This is a genomic window from Ureibacillus chungkukjangi (assembly GCF_044795995.1).
Lineage (GTDB): Bacteria > Bacillota > Bacilli > Bacillales_A > Planococcaceae > Ureibacillus > Ureibacillus chungkukjangi.
Map to the genome: position 1 here is coordinate 130,001 of NZ_CP085009.1, position 25,898 is coordinate 155,898.

The window sequence follows — 25,898 nt, forward strand, 5'->3', positions numbered from 1 at the left end:
ACTGCGAGTGATAAGATCCGTAGTCAAAAGGGAAACAGCCCAGACCACCAGCTAAGGTCCCAAAGTAATCGTTAAGTGGAAAAGGATGTGGCGTTGCTTAGACAACCAGGATGTTGGCTTAGAAGCAGCCATCATTTAAAGAGTGCGTAATAGCTCACTGGTCGAGTGACGCTGCGCCGAAAATGTATCGGGGCTAAACGATTCACCGAAGCTGTGGATGGAACATCTTAGATGTTCCGTGGTAGGAGAGCGTTCTAAGTGCGTTGAAGTCAGACCGGAAGGACTGGTGGAGCGCTTAGAAGTGAGAATGCCGGTATGAGTAGCGAAAGATGGGTGAGAATCCCATCCACCGTATGACTAAGGTTTCCTGAGGAAGGCTCGTCCGCTCAGGGTTAGTCGGGACCTAAGTCGAGGCCGATAGGCGTAGACGATGGACAACAGGTTGATATTCCTGTACCACCTCCCCGCCGTTTGAGTAATGGGGGGACGCAGTAGGATAAGATAAGCGTACCGTTGGTTGAGTACGCCCAAGCAGTAAGGCGTGGAAGTAGGCAAATCCGCTTCCTGTAACGTTGAGCTGTGATGGGGAGCTCTTATGAGCGAAGTATCTGATTTCACGCTGCCAAGAAAAGCCTCTAGCGAGGCGGGAGGTGCCCGTACCGCAAACCGACACAGGTAGTCGAGGAGAGAATCCTAAGGTGTGCGAGAGAACTCTCGTTAAGGAACTCGGCAAAATGACCCCGTAACTTCGGGAGAAGGGGTGCTCTCAGCAATGAGAGCCGCAGTGAATAGGCCCAGGCGACTGTTTAGCAAAAACACAGGTCTCTGCAAAACCGTAAGGTGACGTATAGGGGCTGACGCCTGCCCGGTGCTGGAAGGTTAAGAGGAGGGGTTAGCGCAAGCGAAGCTCTGAATTGAAGCCCCAGTAAACGGCGGCCGTAACTATAACGGTCCTAAGGTAGCGAAATTCCTTGTCGGGTAAGTTCCGACCCGCACGAAAGGCGTAACGATCTGGGCACTGTCTCAACGAGAGACTCGGTGAAATTATAGTACCTGTGAAGATGCAGGTTACCCGCGACAGGACGGAAAGACCCCGTGGAGCTTTACTGTAGCCTGATATTGAATTTTGGTACAACTTGTACAGGATAGGTAGGAGCCAGAGAACTCGGAGCGCCAGCTTCGAGGGAGGCGTCGGTGGGATACTACCCTGGTTGTATTGAAATTCTAACCCATGCCCCTTAGCGGGGCAGGAGACAGTGTCAGGTGGACAGTTTGACTGGGGCGGTCGCCTCCTAAAAGGTAACGGAGGCGCCCAAAGGTTCCCTCAGAATGGTTGGAAATCATTCGTAGAGTGTAAAGGCACAAGGGAGCTTGACTGCGAGACCTACAAGTCGAGCAGGGTCGAAAGACGGGCTTAGTGATCCGGTGGTTCCGCATGGAAGGGCCATCGCTCAACGGATAAAAGCTACCCCGGGGATAACAGGCTTATCTCCCCCAAGAGTCCACATCGACGGGGAGGTTTGGCACCTCGATGTCGGCTCATCGCATCCTGGGGCTGTAGTCGGTCCCAAGGGTTGGGCTGTTCGCCCATTAAAGCGGTACGCGAGCTGGGTTCAGAACGTCGTGAGACAGTTCGGTCCCTATCCGTCGTGGGCGTAGGAAATTTGAGAGGAGCTGTCCTTAGTACGAGAGGACCGGGATGGACACACCGCTGGTGTACCAGTTGTCTTGCCAAAGGCATCGCTGGGTAGCTATGTGTGGACGGGATAAGTGCTGAAAGCATCTAAGCATGAAGCCCCCCTCAAGATGAGATTTCCCATTACGCAAGTAAGTAAGATCCCTCAAAGACGATGAGGTAGATAGGTTCGAGGTGGAAGTGTGGTGACACATGGAGCTGACGAATACTAATCGATCGAGGACTTAACCAAAATCTTGAATGCAATCAATGTCTTTATCCAGTTTTGAGAGAACAAAAAATATTATTTAAAAAAGCTTGCATTTAGCAATTTAAGTAGTATAATAAATCTTGTCTCAAATTAAATAAGTCTAGTGATGATGGCAAAGAGGTCACACCCGTTCCCATACCGAACACGGAAGTTAAGCTCTTTAGCGCCGATGGTAGTTGGGGGCTTCCCCCTGTGAGAGTAGGACGTCGCTAGGCAACTAAACCACTGAGTATTCAGTGGTTTTTTTATATAAAAAAAGCAATTTATATCAAAAGAAGAAGTTCTCACGTTTTTAGAGAACTTCTTTTTATATTTTTTAAAACTCTAAAAACTTTCTTAAATCGTTAATATAAGACTGGCTTATAGGAAGCTCTGAACCATTTTTAAGCTCGACAAAAAAATTTGAAGCTAAATCCTTTGAGATACGCTTTATGAAATAGATATTGATAATATAAGAACGATGAATACGTAAAAAATACTCGGGTAGCTTTAACTGGAGTTCCTTTAAGGTACAGTTAATTTTATACTGATCATCTGCAGCGTAAAACCAAGTACGTTTTTGTAGGCTCTCAATATGGGAAACTTGTTCAATTGGAACTGGTACCCAATCTTCGTCTTGCTTTCCAGTTAGAAACTTGTATTGCTCTTGTTTTTCAGGCACATAGGAGGAAGGGAAAATAACAACTAAAGCCGCTTCCTGATGTTCAATAATAATTGGATAACCAATGACATAGAAAGCTGTACCAAAAATTGTTTCATCTATAAGGATTGCGGTTTTATGACGATTCTCCAAAACCTGTGCAGCGGTACTTTTAGAATGTACCTCTTTACTAAGCTTAAGATGAAAGTGAGTAGTGCTTGGACTGTAATATACATAGGTATCACCTAATGCAATTACAATCGAAGCATCCTTTGGAATCCAATCCTCCAATATAACTTTATATTGCTCAAGCCCTTTAAATTCTTCTTTCATTTCTCGAATATTCCCCACTTCCATATTTAGAGCCCCCTTTTTGTGTTAAACAAAATCCAAATACTCATCACTATATTTTACCATTTCATCCTAAAATTCCAACGATTCGTCAGAAAATAATGAAAAATTAAATAGTCTGTTATATATTAATTTACAGCAAATACCTCTGTTATGGAACAGAAAAGAATTACTTTTTTAACAGTGAGTATTTAAACAAAGGGGAAGGTGTGAATATTCATGACGACAAGAAATGAAAAAATTGAGGCAATTAAAAAAGATTGGTCAGAGAATCCACGTTGGAAAGGTATTGAAAGAGCTTACACTGCTGAAGAGGTTGTTAAATTACAAGGTTCTATAGTAGTAGAGCAAACTTTAGCAAAACGTGGTGCTAGTCGTCTTTGGAAGTCATTACATGAGGAGGATTTCATTAATGCATTGGGGGCATTAACTGGAAATCAAGCAGTACAACAAGTAAAAGCAGGTTTAAAAGCTATCTACTTATCGGGGTGGCAAGTAGCAGCTGATGCAAACTTATCTGGTCAAATGTATCCTGACCAATCATTATATCCAGCGAACTCTGTACCACAGGTTGTAAAACGTATCAACCAAGCGCTACAACGTGCAGATCAAATCGACCATGCTGAAGGTCGCGAAGATGAATTTGATTGGTTTGCTCCAATCGTTGCGGATGCTGAAGCAGGGTTTGGCGGACCATTGAATGTATTCGAATTAGTAAAAGGAATGGTCGAAGCTGGTGCTGCAGGTGTTCACTTAGAGGACCAATTAGCGTCTGAGAAAAAATGTGGTCACTTAGGGGGTAAAGTATTACTTCCTACACAAAATGCCGTTCGTAACCTAGTTGCGGCTCGCTTAGCGGCTGATGTTATGGGTGTAGATACAATTTTAATCGCACGTACAGATGCTGATGCTGCTGATATGGTAACAAGTGATATCGATCCACGTGACGCTGAATTTATTACTGGTGAACGTACACCTGAAGGATTCTTCCGTACAAAAGCAGGTATTAAGCAAGCGATTGCACGCGGTTTAGCTTATGCGCCATATGCAGATTTAATCTGGTGTGAAACATCGAATCCATCAATTGAAGAAGCTCGTGAATTTGCTGAAGCTATCCATGCAAAATTCCCAGGGAAAATGTTAGCTTACAACTGCTCACCTTCATTTAACTGGAAAGCTAAACTTTCAGATAAAGAGATTGCAGAATTCCAACGTGAGATTGCGAAAATGGGGTATAAGTTCCAATTCGTAACTCTAGCTGGTTTCCACTCATTAAATAAATCAATGTTTGAGCTAGCTGTTGACTATAAAGATAACGGTATGGCTGCTTACTCTAAGCTACAACAAGCAGAGTTTGACTTAGAAGCGAAGGGCTATACAGCTACGAAACACCAACGTGAAGTAGGTACGGGTTACTTTGATGATGTTGCTCAAGCAATTTCTGGAGGTACATCTTCTACTACAGCAATGGCAGGTTCAACTGAAACAGCTCAATTCGTATAAAAACTAGAAAATGTACCTTGGCTAATACTATTAAATTATGTAGTGATTGATAATTTAACTGTCTTGGTCAAGGCAATAAGATAACTGCAATTTTATATAAGGTGGGGATAAGGAAAATGGAACAGGCTACATCACAAAGGCTTAAAATTGTTGGGGAACTAACAGAACAAGCAAAAGAAATATTAACGCCTGAAGCACTTGATTTTATTGTTTCTCTTCATGAGAAATTTAACGAACGCCGTAAAGAATTGCTTATTAAACGTGAGGAGCGCCAAAAGCGTCTAGATGGTGGAGAACAGCTTTATTTCTTACCAGAAACTGAGCAAATTCGTAAAGGTGATTGGACAATTGCACCACTTCCTAAGGATTTACAGGATCGTCGTGTAGAAATTACTGGACCAGCTGTGGATCGCAAAATGGTTATCAATGCATTAAACTCTGGTGCGAAAATGTTTATGGCATGCTTTGAAGATGCATCCACACCTACGTGGGAAAACATGATTGCAGGGCAAATTAATATGCGCGATTCAGTACAACGTACAATTACATTAACACAGGAGTCTAATGGAAAAACATATAAGTTAAACGAGGAAACCGCTGTACTTATTGTTCGTCCAAGAGGATTACATCTTCTGGAGAAAAATGTATTGGTGGACGGCGAAGTGATGTCAGGAAGCTTCTTCGATTTCGGCTTGTACTTCTTCCACAATGCAAAGGAAGCACTTGCTCGAAATACAGGGCCTTATTTCTATCTACCAAAGCTTGAAAGCCATTTAGAAGCACGTCTTTGGAATGATGTGTTTGTTTATGCACAAGATTACTTGGGCATTCCACAAGGGACTATTAAAGCAACGGTTCTAATCGAGACAATTGTTGCGGCATTTGAAATGGACGAAATTCTTTATGAATTACGTGAGCATTCAGCAGGCCTTAACTGTGGTCGTTGGGACTATATTTTCAGCTTTATAAAACGCCTTCGCAATCAGCCCAATGTAGTATTGCCAGACCGTGGTCAAGTAACAATGACAGTTCCGTTTATGAAAGCCTATACATCTCTATGTATTCAGACTTGCCATAAGCGTAATGCACCGGCAATGGGAGGAATGGCAGCCCAAATTCCTGTAAAAAATGACGAGGAAGCAAATAAACTTGCTTTTGCTAAAGTTGCAGAAGATAAACTTCGTGAAGCTACGGATGGTCATGATGGTACTTGGGTTGCTCACCCTGGTTTAGTATCTGTTGCGATGGAACAATTTGATGCTGTTATGAAAACACCGAACCAAATTGATAAAAAACGCGAGGATGTAAATGTATCTGAAAGTGATTTAGTCGCTGTTCCAGAGGGTACTATTACAGAAGAAGGTCTTCGTGTCAATGCAAGTGTAGGTGTTCAGTATATTGCATCATGGCTACGTGGAAATGGTGCTGCACCAATTAATAATTTAATGGAAGATGCAGCAACGGCCGAGATTTCCCGTACCCAAGTTTGGCAATGGATTCGACATGATAAAGGTGTACTCGAAGATGGACGTAAGGTTACATTAGAGTTAACCTTAGAAATTCTAAAAGAAGAGCTTGAAAAGATTAAAGCTGCTGTTGGGGAACAAGCATATAACACAGGTCGCTATGAAGAAGCGGCTGAGCTGTTTAAAACTTTAATCGAGAATGACGAGTTTGTTGAGTTTTTAACTCTACCAGGTTACGAAAAGATTAGCTAATTCATATTAGAGATAGTTGCCTCCAATCAATATTTCTAATTGAAACTGTTTCAAACAAGGGGATTTATATTTTTAGACATGGGGATGGGGTGTCTTACTAGCTGTGATGGGCTAGTAAGGCATTCTTTTTAATTTTTAGAAGGATTTTACCATCAACAAAAAGAATTGAATAAATAAGAAAATACATACGAAAAGGGGAATGTGTGTCATGAAAAATAAGGAATTGCTTTTAGTACCGGGACCTACACCTGTAGTCGATGAAATCTATGAATCTTTAGCTAGTGAAACAAGGGGACATACGGATCCGCGATTTGCTGCCATCTTCAAGTCGGCAATCAAGCAAACAAAGGAATTGCTACAAACGGATGGGGAAGTGTTTATAGTGGCTGGCTCGGGCACATTAGCAATGGAAATGGCGATTGTAAACACAGTGGGTAAAGGGGAAAAATTACTGGTTATTAGCCACGGCTATTTTGGTGACCGATTCACTCCACTTGCTGAAGCATTTGGTATTGAAGTTGATGTTTTACAAGCTAAATGGGGAAAGCAAGTTGACCCATTACTTGTTCAAGAACAAATAGCTACGAATAATTATAAAGCTGTTACAATTACTCATGCAGATACATCCACAGGGGTTATATCCGATTTAGATGCACTTATTCCGATTATTAAGCAAGCTGGTGCACTGGTTATTTTAGACGGAGTAGTAGCAACTGCAGCGCTTGATGAGAACATGAGCAAAACTTATGGGCATCCGGATTATAAAATTGATGTAGTATTAACTGGCTCGCAAAAGGCAATTGGAATACCACCGGGTTTGGCTATAGTTGCTTTTAACCAAACTGCTCTTAATACACGAGAAGCTCTAGGCACTATTCCAGCGTATTATAGTGACATTAAAAATTGGATACCAATTATGCAAGATCCATCTAAATATTTTGCAACACCACCAGTAAATCTAATCTATGCCTATAATACTGCGTTGAAAATCGTATTAGATGAAGGGATTAAACAGCGGGAGCAGCGTCATATTGCTTTTGGTCGTGGAATTCGCTCAGCTCTTCGCTCCTTTGGAATGGAATCTTTAGCAACAGAGGAAGTAGCAGCACCAACCTTAAGCTGCATGTTATATCCAGAAGGCATTGATGACTCTTCCTTCCGAGCACGTCTTTCACATAAAGGTGTGATTGTAGCAGGAGCGTTGGCACATCTAACAGGAAATGCTTTCCGTATTGGCCATATGGGGAATACAACTGCAGAAATGCTAGAGAGTGCAATCCGCCATATTGGAGAAGTACTGCTGGAATTAGGATTAGAAGTAAATCCAGAGGCTGCTATAGTAGCATTTAGAGAAGAATTATCACAAAGTGTTTCAAATTAAACTAAAAAGTAAAGCTCTAGTATGCCTTTGCATACTAGAGCTTTTGCTATGTGTAAGTGGAATTATTTACCTTCGTTATAAGCGTTTAAGAATTCTGTTACTTTATCGCGATTTGCTTCTAGCTTTAATCCTGTATCAACTAATGGAGTTACAGTTGATACAGCAGGACGTTTATATCCTTGGTAGTAAGTAATAAATTCTTCTTGATTGATAGAGTAAAGAACAGCTTTACGAAGATCGGCAGAGTTTGAAACTTCGCGACCTTTAGTGTTGAATTGTAAGTAAGTCACGGCATTACTTTCTGCTTCATTTAGAGCCAGGTTTGTATCGGATTTCACGATATCAAGCTTTGTTTCAGGTACTGTTTGTAATACATGAATTTCGCCATTACGTAATGCAGATAATGCACTGTCGTTATCATCGATAAAACGTACAGAAATATTTGTGATTTTTGGCTCATACTCGGTGCCTATACGGTAAGCTGGATTTTTCACAAAAGTTGCTTCGTAGTCATTTTTTTGTACTAAGATGTATGGACCACTTGCATATAAGTGATTGTTGTATGAACTACCTTCTGTCACAGTTGCTTGGTCACCATAAGCAACATCTGTATTTGGATCATAGCTTGCTACATCGAATGTGTTAATGCTTGTTACTTGTTTTTCAGAAACAATACCACCTGATTGGTGTGCTAAGTAGTTTAACACTTGTGGGAATGGGTTTGGTGTTGTAATTTTCACAACTTGGTATTTTCCTGCAGCATTATCAACTTGATCTTCTGATTCTACAACTTCAGTTACAGCCTGAGGTAATTCTTTTGATAAAGCATCTAAAACAGTTTCTTCTGTTCCTGCAACTTTAGCATTTTCTAATTCTGCTAAATCAGTTACAACTTCTACAGTATCAATATTCTCATGGATACTATATGTGCGGTGATCAGGAACCGAGCTTTCATCCTTTGCACGATTTAAAGAGAAAACTACATCTTCAGCAGAAACTAGTTCACCAGTATCAACTGCAGCACCATTTTCTACTTTTGCAAAGTTAATATCATCACGTAAGATGAAGTAATATTCAGAGTTACCTTCTGCAATAACATGGTTATATGATAATGAACCATCTGAAACTACTTGGTCGTCATCTGTTAGATTTACTAAACGAACATACATATTAGTATTTAATGTATTGATAGAACCGTCATTTCCTTTGATTGGATCAAGAGAAGTTAATGATGCAATAGCTTGGTGTAATACTAAAGTTTCACTAGCGTTTAAAGATTCGTCATTAAATGAAATAGCTTCCCAAACTTGAGCACGAGATTTTGGAAGTAAAACTGTTTCAGGGTTTACCTCTGCAGAGTAGATACCCTGTGCTTTTTTCGAAATATAAAGTGGAGCAATATAAGCTTGGTCAAATACTAAAAGCTGCTCAAGCTCAGCATAGGCATCTTTTGCTTCATCACCAGTTAAGGTGCTTGCTTTGTCGATTAACGCATCTAAATTGGAGTCACTAACAACACTGTAATCTCCACCAGTTTTAAATAATCCACGAACAGCATAGTCAGGATTCCCTGTTACTGTCGTCCAGCTTGATAAAGCAACATCGTAGTTACCTGCATCTTTTTGAGCTGAGAATGAACCGTAATCCGGTTGAATGTTTAACACTACTTCAAAACCGTTTTTAGTTAGTTGATCGCGTAAAATGTTTAAATCATTTTCACCTGCAGCGGTACCTAAAATTTCAATTGTTGGTTTTTCACCAGTAGATGTGTCGGCATTACCGCCGCCTTCAACATCTGATTTCTTTTGTACACAGCCTGCAAGTGCTAGGACTGCAACAAATAATAGAGCTAATAGCTTTTTCATAATATTCCTCCTAAATTTAGTGTTTTAGTTTGTTTTAGGGTCAAAGGCATCTCGTAATCCATCTCCAAAGAAGTTAAATGAAAGTACAAGTAGCATAATACATAAACCTGGGAAAATAGCTAAATATGAATGTGTTTCAAGATACGTACTACCGATTTTTAAAATATTCCCCCATTCAGGAATATGCGGTTCAACACCTAGTCCAAGGAAGCTTAAACTACTTGTTGAAATAACAGCACCACCGATTGTTAAGGTTGCTTTTACAATCATAGGGGCTAGAGAATTTGGTACGATATGCTTAAAAATAATTGTACTGTCGGAAGCACCTAATGCTCTAGCCGATTCTACAAATTCATAATTGGAAATTTGCATTACGGTTGCACGCATTGTGCGAGCATAAGTAGGAATTGAACCTACGCTTAATGCAATGATTAAATTGACGGTATTGGCACCGAATGCAGCAATAATTGCAATGGCCAGTAAAATACCAGGAATTGCATATAAAATATCCAGTAAACGCATGATGATGTTATCTGTCTTTTTGCTGTAATAACCAGTAATTGCCCCGAGAGTTCCACCGATAATAGCGGGAATAATCGTTGAGAAAAACCCAACAATTAGTGAAATCTGGGCACCAAATACGATTCTTGAAAACAAATCGCGACCGAAGTCATCTGTTCCAAGAGGATACTCAAGCGTTGGTGTTTGTAAGATTGCTGAATAATTATTTTGTGTTGCAAAGTCATAATCGAATGTCCAAGGACTAATAACTGACAATGAAAACATAAAAATGATAAAAAACATACCGAATACGGCCATTGAATTACGTAGGATTTTACTCCACATCTTTTGCCATTTCTCTATAGAAGAAGCATCTTTTTGTCTTGCCTTTTTGATAAGCCCATATCCTAGTAATAAAGAAAATAGATTACCAGTTAAAACCGGTAGTAATAGTATCAGACCGATTGGTAGCATCCATTTTGGTGCTGAAGCTTGAGTAACATATTTGGAGACTAAAATAATCATTACTGCAAAAATTATTGCTAGTAAAACAAAAGCCCCCATAACTAGTAAAAAGCTATCGATGACATAAGGTTTAAATAGATTAAATCCTGAAACACCAATTATGAAAAGCTGAGTTAAAAATGCATAGGTAGCAAATGTATATTCAGGTGTTTTATTTTTTGTAACTAAAGAAAACCCGAAGCTACTAGCAAAAATGTTCCCAACGAGTACAGTTAAAATCAAAGGATAGCCAAGAATTCGAGTCCGTATATGAATATTCCCGTGATTTGCTAGATCTCTTTTAATAGATTTTGAGATAAGCCAAACATAAAGTGTTGTTAGTAAATACACAACAAAGAACACTAAAACGATCGGTCGAACAGCTTGGGTATTGAAATTATAACTGTAAAGTAAAAAAAGTAATGAAAAAATAGCAGAAAAGGATAATGTGAAATGAGCATTTCCATATTCCTGTGTTATTTTCAAAAGAAGCTTAAGGTTTGATATGACTTTCACATTATCCCTCCTTTTTCATTTTTGAGCGGATTCGCGGATCAAAGAATGCATAAGTAATATCAATAACTAAGTTAACAATAGAAATAGTAATAGCTATATATACAACTCCACCTAATATTGCAGGAATATCCGGGATAAACTGTTTATCTACGATATAGCTTCCAATTCCACTGATATTAAACACCTTCTCTGTGACAGAAGCGCCACCTAACATTCCACCAAATAGAAGTCCAATCACAGTAATAATTGGAATCATGGCATTTCGAATAGCGTGCTTAGAAATTACTTTTCTTTCATTTAATCCTTTTGCTTTTGCGGTAATAATATAATCCTCATTGATAACCTCCAGCATTGATGAACGGGTCATTCTTGCAATAGAGGCACATAAGGTAGTTCCTAAAACAACTACTGGTAAAACAAGAGATAACCAGTTTTGCGGATTATAGGTTGCAGGAAACCAGCTTAGTTCAAGAGAGAACGTTAAAATAAATATTAACCCCTGCCAAAAGCTAGGGATTGAAAGTCCGATTAATGCCACAATCATAAATGTATAATCTAAAAATGAATTTGGACGAATGGCAGAGAGTATCCCTACAGGAATTGCAATAATCACAGCCATTACTAGTGATAGAATGGCAATTTGAAGTGTTACCGGAAATTTATTAGCGATACTAGCCATGATGTCTTCCTTCCCTGCAAAGGAAGTTCCTAAATCAAAGGTAAATAACCCCGATAGGGATTGCCATAGTTGGGCTAAATAAGGTTGGTCTAAGCCGTAAAGACGGTTAAAGTTTTCGATTTGCTCAGATGTAGCTTCGATTCCAAGAATATTACGTGCCGGATCCAACGGTGAAATATAAAGGATGGTAAATACTAATGTCGCTACACCTAAGATGACAAACAGTGTTTGAAGTACACGTTCAAATATAAATTGAACAAATGGATTACTGTATAGAAGTAATAATACATACATCAATACGCCCGGGATTACTGAAATCAATAAAAAATTGCGACTATTTAATAGCTGCTTAAAGTAGCTCTGATACGTATATTTCTCTAATCCTTGTGCAGCTACTTGCCTTTCTATTTCTTTTTGCAGCTTCTCTTGAACAAGTAAATCTGCTTTTTTGTTTAATTGTTCAGCAGTTAAAGTTTCATGGAAAAAGGTAGCTTTTGTGTTTTCTTGTTCTAAAAACTGTTTTCTCCATGAGCCAAGTAGACCTTTTGAAACAAGTTGTTCTTCGCAGCTCTTATATGCATTGCCATATTGATTTTGCCCTTTACCAAAATAAAATGTTAGGACGGTCACAATATGAACTGGTAGACCAAGAATAAATAAAAGAATTTTATAAAATTTACCTCGGTTTGTTACCTTCAGATAAGAGCTACTAAAAATTGAGGATATTTTAGGTTTATAAATATTTATGCTTTGAGTCATCGATTGCCTCCTTTCTTACATAAATATCTTCATCTTGTAATAAGTTCCTCTCTATATTAAACTATTCCTAGTGGTATAGTAAAGTATGGAGATGTATATGTCAATATAACCAGTAAATTACTTTTTTTATAAAGGAAGGTACGCATGAATAATAGATTATTAGAGGTGAAGGACCTTCAAGTCTCTTTTATAGGGGATGAAAAAGAGTTTGAGGCAGTGAAGGGGATAAGCTTTCATGTTGAAAAAGGCGAGACATTAGGGATTGTTGGAGAGTCAGGTAGTGGTAAAAGCGTAACCGCTAGATCGATTATGCGCTTGCTGCCATCCCCACCTAGTTTTTTGAAATCGGGGGAAATTAATTTCCAAGGGAAGAACTTAGTTGAGCAATCAGAAAAGGAAATGGAATCAGTACGCGGTCAGCATATTAGTATGATTTTTCAAGATCCAATGACTTCTTTAAATCCTACAATTCGAATAGGTGAACAAATTGCTGAAAGCTTGAAAAAGCATCAACAAGTATCAAAGGGTGAAGCTTACAGGAAAACTATTGAATTGTTAGAGCAAGTAGGAATTAAAAATAGCGAGAAACGATATTCACAATACCCGCATGAATTTTCTGGTGGAATGCGTCAGAGAGCAATGATTGCCATGGCACTGGCGTGTAATCCATCCCTCCTTATAGCGGACGAACCAACAACAGCCTTAGATGTAACAATTCAAGCACAAATCTTATCCTTAATGAAAAGCATGCAAGAGAAATTGGGAACTTCTATTATTTTAATCACCCATGATTTGGGTGTAGTAGCAGGTATGTGTGATCGTGTCATAGTCATGAAGGAAGGGGAAATTGTTGAAGAAGGAACCACAGATGAGATTTTCAACAATCCCAAGCATGACTATACAAAAAGGCTTTTAAATGCCTTACCAAAGCTACATGAAAAAAAGACGCCCAAAAAAGCGCCGTTATTAAGTGCAAACCTAGATTTATCTAAGCCACTTCTTGAAATTAAGTCGTTAAAGAAGCATTTTGATATTGGACATGGGGATATTTTAAAGGCAGTAGATGATTTATCATTCGAAATTTACCCTGGAGAAACGCTTGGCTTAGTAGGTGAGTCGGGATCTGGTAAATCTACTACAGGACGTACGATTTTACAGTTACATGAGCCCACTGATGGGGATGTCCTTTATAAGGGGATTCCTATCACACGTCTTTCTAAAAAACAGTTAAAAACAATGAGAAGACATATGCAAATCATTTTCCAGGATCCTTATTCCTCTTTGAATCCTCGTAAAAAAGTTTTAGATATTGTTGGCGAAGCATTAGATTTGCATGGTCTTGCCAAGAATAAAGAGGAACGTAGATCACGAGTAGAGGAATTACTAGAATTAGTAGGTCTAAATAAAGAGCATGCAAGTCGCTATCCACATGAGTTTTCAGGTGGGCAACGTCAACGTATTGGCATTGCGAGAGCATTAGCAGTTGACCCGGAATTTATCGTTTGCGATGAGCCATTATCTGCCTTAGATGTATCCATTCAAAAACAAATTGTGGATTTACTAAAGGATTTACAGCATCGACTTGGATTGACTTATTTATTCATTGCTCATGATTTGTCTATGGTAAAGCATATAAGTGATAGAGTAGCAGTGATGTACGGTGGAAAGATTGTAGAGCTTGCGGAAAGTGAGGAATTATACTCAAACCCTCAGCATCCTTACACCAAAGCTCTTTTAAAATCTATTCCAATTCCGGACCCAGCTATCGAAAGAATGAAGACTCAAATGCGAGACAAGGAATTGATTGCAGCTAAATACGATGTTGAAAGCTCAGTTCTAAAAGAAGTGTCACCAAACCACTGGGTAGCTGTGTCAGTAAGTGAACTTTAAAATTTACCGAACTCTTTGAACTCATAAAGTTCAAAGAGTTTTTTTTATATCAGTAGTTATAATAAGAAATTTTAGAAAATATAGTATATGATAGGTGAAAATAAAAATAGATTGATAGGGAAGGGGCTGTGAAACTTGAAGAAAGAAGCAATGACAAAATCTATTAATATCTCTCAAAAGAGAATGGAAGCAGACTTTATTTTAAAAAATGCCTATGTGGCTGATGTTTTTTCTTTATGCTGGAGGAAAGCGAACATCGTTGTTGCTGATGGGAAAATAATAGCTCTCGATGAGAAGGGTGAATTTACAGCAAAAATCGAAGAGGATGCAAATGGACGATATGTGATACCAGGGTTAATCGATGCACATATTCACATTGAATCTTCTATGGTACCTCCATCCCAGTTTAGTCAAATCCTTTTACCCCATGGTATTACTTCAGTTATTACAGACCCACATGAGATTGTGAATGTTTCAGGTCGAAAAGGCATGCAATATATGCTAGACGATGCTAAAAATGTAGAAATGGATATTTACTTTATGCTGCCATCAAGTGTGCCTTGTACTTCGTTTGAGCATTCAGGGGCAGTGATGAAGGCAAAGGACCTAGCACCATTTCTTCAATATGAAGAAGTTTTAGGGCTTGCTGAAGTAATGGACTTTCCAGCAGTATTAGGCTCAGATTCTGACATGCTAGATAAGCTAACACTTGTTCAACAAGCGAATAAGCTGATTGATGGCCATGGTGCAGGACTTAATAAGGATCAGCTTCGTGGCTATCGAGCGGCTGGAATTAGAACAGATCATGAATGTATAACGGCAGAAGAGGCCCGTGAACGTGTTAAACAAGGTATGTATGTGTTTATAAGAGAAGGTTCAGCTGCAAAGAACTTAGTTGATTTGTTACCCGCTGTAACTCCAGCTAATGCTCGTCGGTTTACCTTCTGTACCGATGATAAACATCTAGATGAAATTATGAAGGAAGGCACTATTAACTTTGCTATCTCCCTTGCTATAAAAAATGGAATGAATCCATTACAGGCGATTCAACTGGCGACTTTAAATGCAGCTGAATGCTATCGTCTATATGACAAAGGGGCGATTGCAGAGGGCTATACGGCAGATTTTGTCATGCTAGAGGATCTACAGAAGATGACAATTGCATCTGTTTGGAAAGATGGACAAAAGGTTGCGCAAGATGGCGAGGTGCTACATGAGGCAAAGGGTATAGCGACCATCGATGAAGCAATTTTAAATTCTGTTCATATCCCAAATTTAACTAAAGCTGACTTAGCTATTCGATTTAAGGCAGGAAATCTGGCAAATGTAGTAGGCATTATGCCAAACCAAATTACGACCCAGCATCTCGAAAAAGAAGTGGATATTGAAGCGGGCTTCTTTGTGCCCTCTGTTGAAAAGGATTTGTTAAAAATAGCAGTGGTTGAACGTCACCATTCACTTGGAACAATCGGTTTAGGAATTGTTCATGGCTTTGGATTAAAACAAGGAGCGGTAGCAACAACTGTTGCACATGACTCACACAATGCCATAGTTGTTGGAACAAATGATGAGGATATGCTCTGTGCTTTAAATGCTCTTCAAGAAATGCAAGGGGGACTTGTTGTAGTGAAGGATGGTGCTGTAATTGGAGAACTTGCTTTACCAATCGCAGGACTTATGACAACCCTTGACGCAGCAACAGCCGTCAAAAAAATTGAAGAAACACATACTGCACTTCATGAAATTCACCCTGATCTTTACTTCCATTTCTTCCTAACGCTTTCGTTTTTAAGCTTACCTGTAATACCAGAGCTAAAATTAACGGATACGGGCTTATTTAATGTGAAAACTTTCGAGCACATTCCCGTAGAAGTAACTGAAAATAAAGTCCTGGGATAAACTTCTCTGTTCTATAGGCAGCAAAGCTTATAGGACAGCTTCATGTATTTTACCATTGAACTAAGAAATGAAAACACATAAAATCTAATGAAAGATAGGTTGAGGAGAAAAAATGTGGTTCGTATAACAGTCATTATACCTGCTTTAAATCCACTACCATCACTGATCGGCTTTATAAAAGAGCTGATTTCCTTAGAAATTGAATCGATTATTATTGTTAATGACGGAAGTGATGGAAAGTATCAAGCGATTTTCCTAGAACTAGAGAAGTTAGAGAAATGTATTGTTATAGAGCATGACAAGAATTTGGGAAAAGGACGGGCATTAAAGACAGGGTTTCGCTATATTTTAAGGAAGCTGCCTAAGGTTCAATCTGTGATTACGGTTGGGGCACATGGACAGCATCAGCTTCGAGATGTAGAACAGCTCATACATAATGCACATCTATTTTCTAATGGAATTATATTAGGCGTACGAAACTTTCATTCAAATAAGGTATCCTTAAAAACTAGGCTTGGAAATCATGCTACTTCCTTACTATTTGCACTTTTATTTCATAAACGATTACTTGACACGCAAACGGGCTTACGGTGTATTCCGAGAAAAGAGCTCCATTGGCTAATGAAGGTACCAGGAGAATCTTATAGTTATGATTCCAATATGCTTATCGATGCTATTAAAAGAAATATCCCCATCTATGAAATTCCAATAGGACATATGGGCTTAAAAAAGAACTCCCTTATCCATTATGATGAAATAACCAATACACAAAAACTAATCGAACAAATGATTACTATCTATACGAAAAGGCGCAAGATTCATAAGTAAGCTGAAACTTTTACTTTTTAAATTTCGTATTGTAAAAAGGAAAAGGATTTCTTTTATAGAATAACCTTTATATGTAGTACTTTTTTGATTAATTGGTAATGATAGTATGGAGCATATATTTGTTTATGGGATTAGAGGAGGAAGTCATATGAATGAGAACTTACACTTAGAAACAACAATCAGAGGGAAAGAAAAGCATTATTCTCCTGATAAATTCCTAAATAAGGTGAAAAAATACGGCATAAATATGGGATTTAAAGCATTATACAGTGTGGCCATTTTATACTGTGCTTTAAAAAGCCCGGATTTACCAAAGGAACATAAACTAATGATTGTTGGGGTATTAGGTTACTTTATTTTGCCAATCGATTTGATTGCAGATATGCTGCCAGCTGTAGGCTTGGCTGATGATATCGTGATTATCACAAAGGCGATTTCAGTCATTTATTCATCTATTACGGATGAAATGAAGGAAGAAGCACATGAAGTGTTAAAGAAAATATTTGGAGACAAATATCACCCTTCTATTGAATACGAAATTTAAATCTATTTATAACATTGAAGTCCAGAAATCATGTAGAGGTGATGTACGTTGTTAAAACGAATAACTTTTCTCGTCATAGCTATTGTACTTGCGAAGCCGATATATGATTTCGGCTCACAATGGCTAGGGGCGGCACAACAGTTCCTCAAGAACAATGAAGTAACTATCCAAGATGCAACATCGGATGTATTATCGACAGTCAACTCCGCAAAGGATAACATTGTAAGTACTGCAGCAGATACATTGGTTACGATGGATGTCGATTTACCAGATAGTGTTCAAACCTTAGAGGAACTAGAGGATTCCTTTTACTATTATCTAAGTAGATGGGAAACGAATTTTGAAATCCATTATGTAGGTAGTACATCTGATATTGAAAACCTTATTCAAACGGCAGTCAGTCAAGCTGCAAGCAGGGATCATTATATACTTGGTCATCTAGCAGATCGTAAGATTGAATATGAGTATAACAGTTTTGATGCGAAAATCAGGGTCAATCAAACCTATTTAACGAATTTGGCACAAGAGCAAATTGTGAATGAAAAAGTGGCAGGTATTCTTGCTACTGTCTCGCCAGATGAAATGACCGATTTTCAGAAGGTGAAGTTCGTCAACGATTATATTGTAAAATCGACTGCCTATAGTACAGAAACAACAGCAAGTGCCCATAGCGCCTATGCTGTACTACAAGAGCATAAAGGAGTTTGTCAGGGCTATGCTTTGTTAGCATTAAAGATGCTTCAGGGCTTGGGTGTTGAAACTCAGTATGTTGTTGGGGAAGTTTATACGGGTGGACATGCATGGAATTTAGTAAAGGTGGATGGGAAGTGGTATCATCTCGATACTACTTGGAATGATCCAACACCAGACCGTCAAAATGTTGTTCGTTATGAATATTTTTTAATTGATGATGCAAAAATAGGACTTGATCATACTTGGATTCAAGCGGATTATCCGGAAGCATCTAATTCGAATTTTGATTTTATGGCACAAATTGACCATGCCTATGAACAGGATGGCTTGATTTACTATAGTAATGTAGATGACAATAATATTTTATATCGAATGGATGTAAGTACGGGTGATTCAACACGTCTAACAGATAGCCGTGCGCAATTTATCGTTGGATTTGGGGATTGGTTATACTTTAGTAATTACTCCAATGGTGCATATCTATCGAAAATCCGGACAGACGGAACTGACGAGTCCATCTTATACCATGATGAAGTGAACAACTTATTTGTAGAGGATGGCTATCTATATTTCTCTACTGATGATGGATTAAAGAAAATGGAATTATAAACTAAAAAGAAGCCGTCTCTTATGATTTGAGGCGGCTTCCTTTTCATTATTATTGTAAGAGTGCGTACTGTGCCCTTTTCACAATGCTTTCAATAGGATTTTCATCACATAATGAGAGGGAAATGTGATGGAAATCTTCGCGAATTAACTGCTGTAAACTATTTAAAATCAATGGATGATACTTTAAAATCCCGCCATTTAAGAAAACCTTGAAGGGCTCCCCCTTATAGCGAAGCTTATTAAGTGAAGCTTTAACTAACAAAAAGAGCTCTTTGGCAGCTAACTCAGCAATTGAGATGGCCTTTTCATCATTAAGGGAAACGGCCTCCTGTAAAACAGTACTCAAACTAGCTGTTTGAGCATTCGTATAATCCGCTTGATATAGCCAGGTCATAAGCTGGTCAATAGAATCAATCTGAAGCTTTTCAAATACAAGCTTTTTCAGTATGGTTGGTGCTTCTAGCTTATCCTCTGCTCTAAAAATAGCTTTTAAGATTTGGCGTCCAATCCAATAGCCGCTGCCTTCATCGCCTGCGCGGTGTCCCCAGCCTCCTGTACGAACCACATTTCCATTCCCGTCTGTCGCCAATGCAATTGATCCTGTCCCGGAGATTAATAATACTCCTGGCTGATGCCCTACTAAACCAAGAAGGGCTGCTTGAACATCATTCTCAAGTATTGCTTTGTTTATATTAAAATGGGTACTATTCAAGGCTTGTTGTACAATATGAGTTAAAGCTTCAAAATCAGATTGAGTATCGATACCAGCCATAGCGAAAATCGCTACATCTATCGTTTCAAGCTTGGTCGCAAAATTTGCCTTTTGGAGTAAATCACTTAGCACTTCAATCACAGCATTAGCACCAATTGTTTGATAATTAGAGCCAGCTGCCGTTGCTTCAAAAAGGCGCTCTCCACCTGAAGTTTGTATTCCTAAAGTTGTTTTTGTTGCTCCGCCATCTACTGCTAGAATGATTGATTCTTTCATTTTTTCGTCCATCCTTCAAGAAATTTTTGAAGCTGCTCCTCACTGCTATCGATTATTTCATTTTTCCCTTTTAACCATTGTACTAATAATGGTGTAACTTGTTCAGATTGTTCGAGAGATTTAAGCATTGTTTCGGGTGAAGGTCCACCTTTAAGAGAACGTACCTTAACAAAATACTCGGGCTTTAAGGCGTTATAAAAATGCTCACTTGTAATTTTTAATGGTTTTCCAGTTACCTCAAGTGACTTCTCATTTGCTAGCTCCCACGTTAGGCTCTCGAGTGATTCCTTTTTAGCTTCTAGGAGCGATTTGATGCAGCTGCTAACGATTTGATGCGATTGTCTAAATGAAATGCTTTCTGAACGAACTAGGGTATCTGCGAGCTCTGTGACATTTGCAAAGCTGTTCTTTGCCCGTGTTAAAAGCTTCTCTTTGTTTACCTCCATCGTGACAACGAGACTTCCGAAGAGTCTATAAATACCACTTAATTTCTCCATTGCTCGCCATATATAAGGCTGCATATCGTCCTCGGTATCAACAATATCTCCAAAAGGTGTATTATGAATCATCTGTAAAACTGTTGAAGCATCCCCTATAACTGAAGATAAGATAGAACGTGTATGCTCAATTGAAACTGGATTACGTTTTTGTGGCATGATTGAACTGATCTGGACATAAGGGCTGGCTAAACGGAAAGCATCAAATTCCTGTGTTGCCCATTGCAGAAAATCCTGTGATGTACGACCTAGATTTAATGCAGCGAGCTGTATAACGCTGGCAGCTTCTGCGATATAGTCAGCACCTGCAACGGCATCCCAGGCATTCTCAATCACGCCATCAAATGCAAGTAGCTCCTGCATACGTGCACGATTAATCTTAAAGCCTGTCGTTGTTAATGCTGCGGCGCCCATACTACTTTGGTTAATCGTTTCAAAGGCGGCTTGCATTCTCTTAAAATCTCTAGTCAGTTGATCAATGACTGCTTTTAAATAATGGGCAAAGGTTGTTGGTTGTGCCTGCTGTGTGTGGGTATAGCCGATTATAATCGTATCGCTATGTTCTTTGGCAAAGGCAATGAGTGAGGAACGCAATTGTAGTAACTCTCCCATTAGGGAAAGTAATTTTTTTCGTATAGTCATGCGGTAGATGGCAATACCCATATCATTTCGACTGCGACCAATGTGTAAATTACCTGCAACATCGCCTGCTAGTTCGATGAGTTTGTCTTCAATACGGAAAAATAAATCTTCAAATTGTGGAGTATAATCCTGTTGCTTAAAATAGTTTAAATCTAACTTTGCAATCGCTTGACCAATTTGCTTTGCTTCTTTTTCAGTTACGATCTTTTGCTCTTCCAGCATTTTTAAATGAGCGATATGGATATGAAGCATGGATGTTAAAAAATTCACTTTTGCTTCATCATAGGCAGGTTGTAGCACAAGCTCACGGTAGGTATTAGAAGGGAAATGGTTTCCCTCTTGGTCAATTATTCGGTCTTTATAATTCTGAAACATAAAAACACGCCTTTCGCAAAAATTCCATAGATTTTTTGCTTTACTCTATTTAAAAGTAACAAAAGGTCGATTCAACTGTGACAGCTTAATCGACCTTTGTAACTACGTATTACTATTAAATGTTAGGCAGCATTTTTCCTTTGGGCTAGGACAGTTGGTAATACCATACCAACAAGAACTAGTACAATTCCAAACAACTGAAGCATAGTAAGGGTTTCGTGTAATATTATAACTGAAGCGATTATTGCAACAGGTAATTCCATTGCACTTAAAATAGATGAAAGGGCGCCTCCAACCTTTGGAACAGCAATTGAAAATAACAGGATCGGTAAAATAATCCCCAAGACACCAAGGATAATCCCGAAAATCCATAAATTCGTATTAAATAATGTACCGTTCCAGATAATTTCTGGTGCTAAAAAGATTGAAATCACGATTACTGCAATTAGAGACATTAAGAAGGTACGTGTAATTGTAGACATTCCTTCTATTTGTCTTGAGTTCACTTGAATGAATACCGCAAAGCTTGTTGCTGCTAATAAGCCGTATACCCAGCCTTGCCATGGGATTGTTGAAAGGTCGGTATCTAATACGCCAGCAGCAAGTATTGTTCCGCCGAATAAAAACAGTAATGAAAATGCTTCAAAACGGTTTGGCCATCTCTTATGCAGGGCACAGTCAATAAACAGGCCAATCCACGTAAATTGGAAAAATAGCACAACACCAAGTGAAGCGGTTACATAATTTAGGGCAAGTCCATAAACCATTCCAGTATTAGCAGTTAGTGCTCCAGCTGCTAAAATTGTGATGATGCCGGATTTATTAATTTTGGGTATAGATCTTTGGGTAAAAAGGAATAAAATAAGCGCCAGTACAAATCCTACTAAATATTGACTTGTAACAGCTTCACTAGTTGTAAATCCATGACCCATCGCCACTTTAATAATTGTTGATAAAAGCCCATAGCTACTCGATGCAATGATGATCAGCAATGGATAAAATAGTTGTAATTTCATGTTGTATAACCTGCATTTCTAAATAATTGTTTTAACCATATGAAAAAATGGTTCATCGATAATCGTCCAGGGTTCTGTCACAGCATAGCCTAGTCGCTCATATAATTTTCTTGCTTTTACCTTTTGTGTTTCAACATTTAATGCAATTTTAGTGAAGTTATTTGAAAGAGCAACTTCTTCTGCAAAGTGTAAAAGTGCAGTTCCGACACCTTGACCACGAGCATTTTTGTGAACACAAAGTGTATCGACATAAAATTCGTCATGATTAGCTTCCACATCAATGGAAGTAATAGGAGCATTTTTTTGTTCTAGCCAACGTTGTAGGTTAGCATCTAATTTTGCACCTTCTTCTCCATCATATACAATTAGTATGCCTAAAATCGCTTTCGTTACTTCATCTTCTGCAACATAAGTATGGAAGTAAGAGATACGATTGTCAGTTCTTCTAAAAAGTACCTCGAGACACGTGAGAATTTGAGGTAGTTCAGTTTCACCTGTCAAACGTATGGCAATGTCCCCAATTGCTTCAAAAATAAGTGGAGCAGTTTTAGGGGCATCCTCTAATATAGCTTGTCTTATGTAAAATGTCATGAGTAATCTTTCCTTTCGCAAAAATTTTAACAAATTCATGAAGGAAGATATGTCCTTTTCCCCTGTCTGAATAGTTTTAAATTTTAAGATTTCGTTAATTTTATGTTACGCTGAGTTAAGTAAATATTCGGAGGTCTAACAACTCATGAGTGAGTCTAATAAAGATTTCGTATTAGTATACGGAGACGCTTTTGTTGATTATATAGCCAATGATAGAACCAATACATCATTTACGACATTTTTAGGCGGGGCAACAGTTAATGTTGCAGCCGGAATTAGTCGAATCGGTGCTCCCTCATCTTTAATTACAATTACTGGTGACGATGAGACCTCTCAATTTGTTCGCGACGAACTAAATAAAGAAGGTGTGAACATGGATTATGCCATTATCACGCCAGAAAAACGTGTCAGTGGAGTGTATGTTCACTTAACAGAAGAAAGTGAGCGTATTTTCAAGGATTACGTTGATGAGGCACCAGATTTACAAGTAACAGATGAGCAACTAAATGAAGAAGCATTTAAAAAAGCTTCGGTATTTAATGTATGTTCTGGAACTATGTTCCATCCAACAGCTCTTGCTACAACTAGAACAGCAGTAGATATGGCAAAGGAAAAAGGTGTTATCATTGCAATTGATGCCAATATCCGCCCGCTACGTTGGAGCAGTGAAGAATTCTGTCGTGAAACCATCACATCATTTTTCGAAGATGCTCACATATTAAAGTTAACAGATGAAGAGCTATTTTTCCTAACAGAAACAACTAGTATCGAAGAGGGAATTGAAATTATGAATCAATACCTGGTACCAATAGTTCTTATTACTGTAGGAGCAAACGGCGCATATGCCGTATTAAATGGTGAAGTCATTCATGTTCCGACCGAAAAAGTAGAGGCAGTTGATACTACAGGTGCAGGTGACGCATTCATGGCAGGTGTATTACGCTTTGTCCACTTCAATGGATTACCAACAACTCACGATGAGTTAGTCAAATGTGTAAGCTTCGGAAACCGCTTAGGCGCATTCGCAGCAACGAAACCAGGTGCCTTAACAGCCCTGCCACATTATGATGAAATAAAAGAGTGGGTTTAATAATAAAACCGACAGCAAGCTAACATGCTGTCGGTTTTTTGTATGGATAAAAGAATAAGTAGCTAGTGTAGACTGCAGAACTGGGAATCTCCAAAGCCCTGTCATTTAATCTTCATCCGATTCATCTAAACTAATATAAAACGAGTCATCAGGAAGCACTTGAGCAAAATATACTTTATCGATCTCAATATTTTGTTCTTTCAGTTTTCCCAGGACCCAATCTTCGGTTACATCTAACTCCTTTAAATTTTTCCGAATGATTTTTCCACTTCTAATTATCTCCGTAGGCAAATGAGCTGGGAGAGTGAGACTTGTGTTTACATCTTCTTTTGTTGCATTAGCGAAGGTGGGTTTCTTTAACACACTAAGCTCTCCATTTGTTTCGAAAACAGCATAATGCACTTCATTGAATGAAAAAATTCCTTGTTCCCTTAATAGCATCGCAAGTTCATCAGGATGAAGCCGAGCCTTTTTCATGCTCTTTTTTAGGATGGTTCCATTTTGAATTAAGATAGTAGGTCGATCATCAATCAAAATACGGATTTTCGAAAAATTTAAAGTGAGAAAACTAACTAAAAGAGTGAGGAGAGTCCAACAAATTAATGCAATCGATCCATCAAAGAAGTCAGTGTCATGCTGTGTTGAAACCTCTGCGGCAATGGACCCGATTGTGATTCCGGTTATGTAGTGGAAAAAGGTTAATTGGCTAAGTTGTTTTTTTCCAATGAACCGTGCTAGTACTAGAATAGTAAAGAAGGATAGTATGGATCTTAAAATCGTTTCTCCCAAATGAATATTACTAAAACCGTCCATCACGAATTTCCCCTTTCGACATTACTTTTAGCATGGTCAAAAGGAAGGAACTGTATGCAAATTGAGCAAAAAGAGGAAATAAAAAAACTGTACCTCAAGGGTTAGAGAAATTCTAGCCTTTGGGGTACAGTTTTTTTAAAAGCTTTAGACGTTTGAAATGCCATAAATTGAATGAATGAGATGTGGATTAGTTACAAAGCCTTCTTTAATCCTAACCTCATGCATTTTATTTTGGTAGGAAAATTTAAAAATACCATTATCAAAATCTGTTCCAATTTCCTTAAAGAAAATTCCCTCGATGGAAACTGATTTCGGGCAGGTGAAGACAATTTTATAGTTCTCTAAATCTTGCATAACGTATGCACGGACACCCTTTTCATATGTTCCGTGAGCCTCTTCTTCAATCGGGCGCTTTACAGCAACAATGTGAAAATCAACAAATGGCACTTCTTTTAGTAAAACATTTAAAAAGGATCCTTTTGTTATTTCTTCCCATCTACTTTGAGCACTTTGGCCAACAATGATTTGCGTAATATTCTTTTCACGGGCAATCTCACCGATTACTTTTTGAATGGGTTGCTTTTCATCATCTCGAACGATAAACTCTTCAACTTCCAGCTCTTTACAAAGATCTGTCCAGCTTTCAATATAGCCGGATTTCTCAGCATCGAAGGCATCAACTGCTTTAGCGTCAACCGTTAATATATAAAGTGGACAATCTAATAACGTCGCTAGTTTATGTCCTCTACGTATAAGACGCTCACCATTAAGTCCGTAATATACACAAACTAATATACTTTCATCCATTCTTTTCAAATGCTTCATAGATAGTTTGCTCCTCTTAATAGTAGTTTGTTATTAAAATATAACAATTTTTTAAGCAAAAAACTGTATAAATAAGCAAAAGTAAATGCGAATTGAGTGCATCTAGTCCATCCCTATTGTATACTTATTATTGTAATATTTAATCTTTATTTTCAATTAAAACTTCAAAATTAACATTTTTGTAAATAGTTGAGATTTTGGAATTTAACTTTATGACACATTATTATGAAGTGAG

Annotated in this window: 19 protein-coding genes and 2 rRNA genes (1 of these 21 cut by a window edge); 11 read left to right on the top strand and 10 right to left on the bottom strand. The window is 38.4% G+C overall.

The window, feature by feature from the left end; genetic code table 11:
• Together LG296_RS00595 and rrf are read left to right on the top strand one after the other, a co-directional pair.
• A 23S ribosomal RNA gene (locus LG296_RS00595) occupies nucleotides 1-1,928 on the top strand; it begins 995 nt to the left of the window's first position.
• Nucleotides 1,929-2,045: 117 nt separating this feature from the next.
• A 5S ribosomal RNA gene (gene rrf, locus LG296_RS00600) occupies nucleotides 2,046-2,161 on the top strand.
• Nucleotides 2,162-2,262: 101 nt separating this feature from the next.
• On the opposite strand, the gene LG296_RS00605 is transcribed toward rrf, so the two are convergent.
• Nucleotides 2,263-2,943, bottom strand: a complete 681-nt coding sequence (locus LG296_RS00605) for a LytTR family DNA-binding domain-containing protein (RefSeq protein ID WP_107935212.1) — start codon at nucleotides 2,941-2,943, stop codon at nucleotides 2,263-2,265.
• 213 nt (nucleotides 2,944-3,156) lie between these two features.
• Between LG296_RS00605 and aceA the strand changes: the two genes are divergently transcribed.
• From aceA to LG296_RS00620, 3 genes are all read left to right on the top strand, one after another.
• Nucleotides 3,157-4,440 carry an isocitrate lyase gene (aceA, locus tag LG296_RS00610; RefSeq protein WP_107935211.1) on the top strand — a complete coding sequence of 428 codons (1,284 nt, stop codon included), beginning with the start codon at nucleotides 3,157-3,159 and terminating at the stop codon, nucleotides 4,438-4,440.
• Nucleotides 4,441-4,556: 116 nt separating this feature from the next.
• Complete coding sequence (gene aceB / locus LG296_RS00615; RefSeq protein WP_107935210.1) at nucleotides 4,557-6,158, top strand: malate synthase A; 1,602 nt, start codon at nucleotides 4,557-4,559, stop codon at nucleotides 6,156-6,158.
• A gap of 208 nt (nucleotides 6,159-6,366) precedes the next feature.
• Entirely contained in the window at nucleotides 6,367-7,539 is a 1,173-nt protein-coding gene (locus tag LG296_RS00620) for an alanine--glyoxylate aminotransferase family protein (protein ID WP_107935209.1), read from the top strand.
• Between the two features lie 62 nt (nucleotides 7,540-7,601).
• On the opposite strand, the gene LG296_RS00625 is transcribed toward LG296_RS00620, so the two are convergent.
• The 3 genes from LG296_RS00625 to LG296_RS00635 are packed head-to-tail and all read right to left on the bottom strand — an operon-like array spanning nucleotide 7,602 to nucleotide 12,363.
• Nucleotides 7,602-9,404, bottom strand: a complete 1,803-nt coding sequence (locus LG296_RS00625) for an ABC transporter substrate-binding protein (RefSeq protein WP_107935208.1) — start codon at nucleotides 9,402-9,404, stop codon at nucleotides 7,602-7,604.
• A gap of 24 nt (nucleotides 9,405-9,428) precedes the next feature.
• Nucleotides 9,429-10,925 (bottom strand): ABC transporter permease, encoded by a 1,497-nt coding sequence (locus LG296_RS00630; RefSeq protein WP_404427263.1) that lies wholly within the window; start codon nucleotides 10,923-10,925, stop codon nucleotides 9,429-9,431.
• A 1-nt stretch (nucleotide 10,926) separates the two neighbouring features.
• The gene (locus LG296_RS00635) at nucleotides 10,927-12,363 is read right to left on the bottom strand and encodes an ABC transporter permease (RefSeq protein WP_107935206.1); all 1,437 of its coding nucleotides are present in this window, start codon (nucleotides 12,361-12,363) and stop codon (nucleotides 10,927-10,929) included.
• A gap of 144 nt (nucleotides 12,364-12,507) precedes the next feature.
• On the opposite strand from LG296_RS00635, the gene LG296_RS00640 reads away from it, so the two are divergent.
• From LG296_RS00640 to LG296_RS00660, 5 genes are all read left to right on the top strand, one after another.
• Nucleotides 12,508-14,253 (top strand): ABC transporter ATP-binding protein, encoded by a 1,746-nt coding sequence (locus LG296_RS00640; RefSeq protein WP_107935205.1) that lies wholly within the window; start codon nucleotides 12,508-12,510, stop codon nucleotides 14,251-14,253.
• Nucleotides 14,254-14,403: 150 nt separating this feature from the next.
• On the top strand, nucleotides 14,404-16,152 hold the full coding sequence (gene ade / locus LG296_RS00645; protein ID WP_107935221.1) for an adenine deaminase: 1,749 nt from the start codon (nucleotides 14,404-14,406) through the stop codon (nucleotides 16,150-16,152).
• 114 nt (nucleotides 16,153-16,266) lie between these two features.
• Nucleotides 16,267-16,980 (top strand): glycosyltransferase family 2 protein, encoded by a 714-nt coding sequence (locus LG296_RS00650; RefSeq protein ID WP_107935204.1) that lies wholly within the window; start codon nucleotides 16,267-16,269, stop codon nucleotides 16,978-16,980.
• A gap of 148 nt (nucleotides 16,981-17,128) precedes the next feature.
• Nucleotides 17,129-17,524, top strand: a complete 396-nt coding sequence (locus LG296_RS00655; RefSeq protein WP_107935203.1) for a YkvA family protein — start codon at nucleotides 17,129-17,131, stop codon at nucleotides 17,522-17,524.
• Between the two features lie 48 nt (nucleotides 17,525-17,572).
• Entirely contained in the window at nucleotides 17,573-18,826 is a 1,254-nt protein-coding gene (locus tag LG296_RS00660; protein ID WP_107935202.1) for a DUF5050 domain-containing protein, read from the top strand.
• A gap of 49 nt (nucleotides 18,827-18,875) precedes the next feature.
• Here LG296_RS00660 and LG296_RS00665 read toward each other — a convergent pair whose 3' ends face one another.
• The 4 genes from LG296_RS00665 to LG296_RS00680 form a co-directional block, all read right to left on the bottom strand.
• Nucleotides 18,876-19,814: an N-acetylglucosamine kinase gene (locus LG296_RS00665; protein ID WP_181418015.1), complete on the bottom strand. Its 939-nt coding sequence runs from the start codon at nucleotides 19,812-19,814 to the stop codon at nucleotides 18,876-18,878.
• On the bottom strand, nucleotides 19,811-21,328 hold the full coding sequence (gene argH, locus LG296_RS00670) for an argininosuccinate lyase (protein ID WP_107935200.1): 1,518 nt from the start codon (nucleotides 21,326-21,328) through the stop codon (nucleotides 19,811-19,813). The genes LG296_RS00665 and argH overlap by 4 nt, the downstream gene beginning before the upstream one ends.
• Nucleotides 21,329-21,450: 122 nt before the next feature.
• On the bottom strand, nucleotides 21,451-22,344 hold the full coding sequence (locus tag LG296_RS00675; protein WP_107935199.1) for a DMT family transporter: 894 nt from the start codon (nucleotides 22,342-22,344) through the stop codon (nucleotides 21,451-21,453).
• A gap of 18 nt (nucleotides 22,345-22,362) precedes the next feature.
• Nucleotides 22,363-22,935 (bottom strand): GNAT family N-acetyltransferase, encoded by a 573-nt coding sequence (locus LG296_RS00680; protein WP_107935198.1) that lies wholly within the window; start codon nucleotides 22,933-22,935, stop codon nucleotides 22,363-22,365.
• A gap of 145 nt (nucleotides 22,936-23,080) precedes the next feature.
• Between LG296_RS00680 and LG296_RS00685 the strand changes: the two genes are divergently transcribed.
• Complete coding sequence (locus LG296_RS00685) at nucleotides 23,081-24,025, top strand: carbohydrate kinase (RefSeq protein ID WP_107935197.1); 945 nt, start codon at nucleotides 23,081-23,083, stop codon at nucleotides 24,023-24,025.
• A 105-nt stretch (nucleotides 24,026-24,130) separates the two neighbouring features.
• On the opposite strand, the gene LG296_RS00690 is transcribed toward LG296_RS00685, so the two are convergent.
• Nucleotides 24,131-24,838, bottom strand: coding sequence for a DUF421 domain-containing protein (locus LG296_RS00690; protein ID WP_107935196.1), 708 nt, complete (start codon nucleotides 24,836-24,838; stop codon nucleotides 24,131-24,133).
• Nucleotides 24,839-24,982: 144 nt separating this feature from the next.
• On the bottom strand, nucleotides 24,983-25,663 hold the full coding sequence (locus LG296_RS00695; protein WP_107935195.1) for a histidine kinase: 681 nt from the start codon (nucleotides 25,661-25,663) through the stop codon (nucleotides 24,983-24,985).
• Between the last annotated feature and the right edge of the window lie 235 nt (nucleotides 25,664-25,898).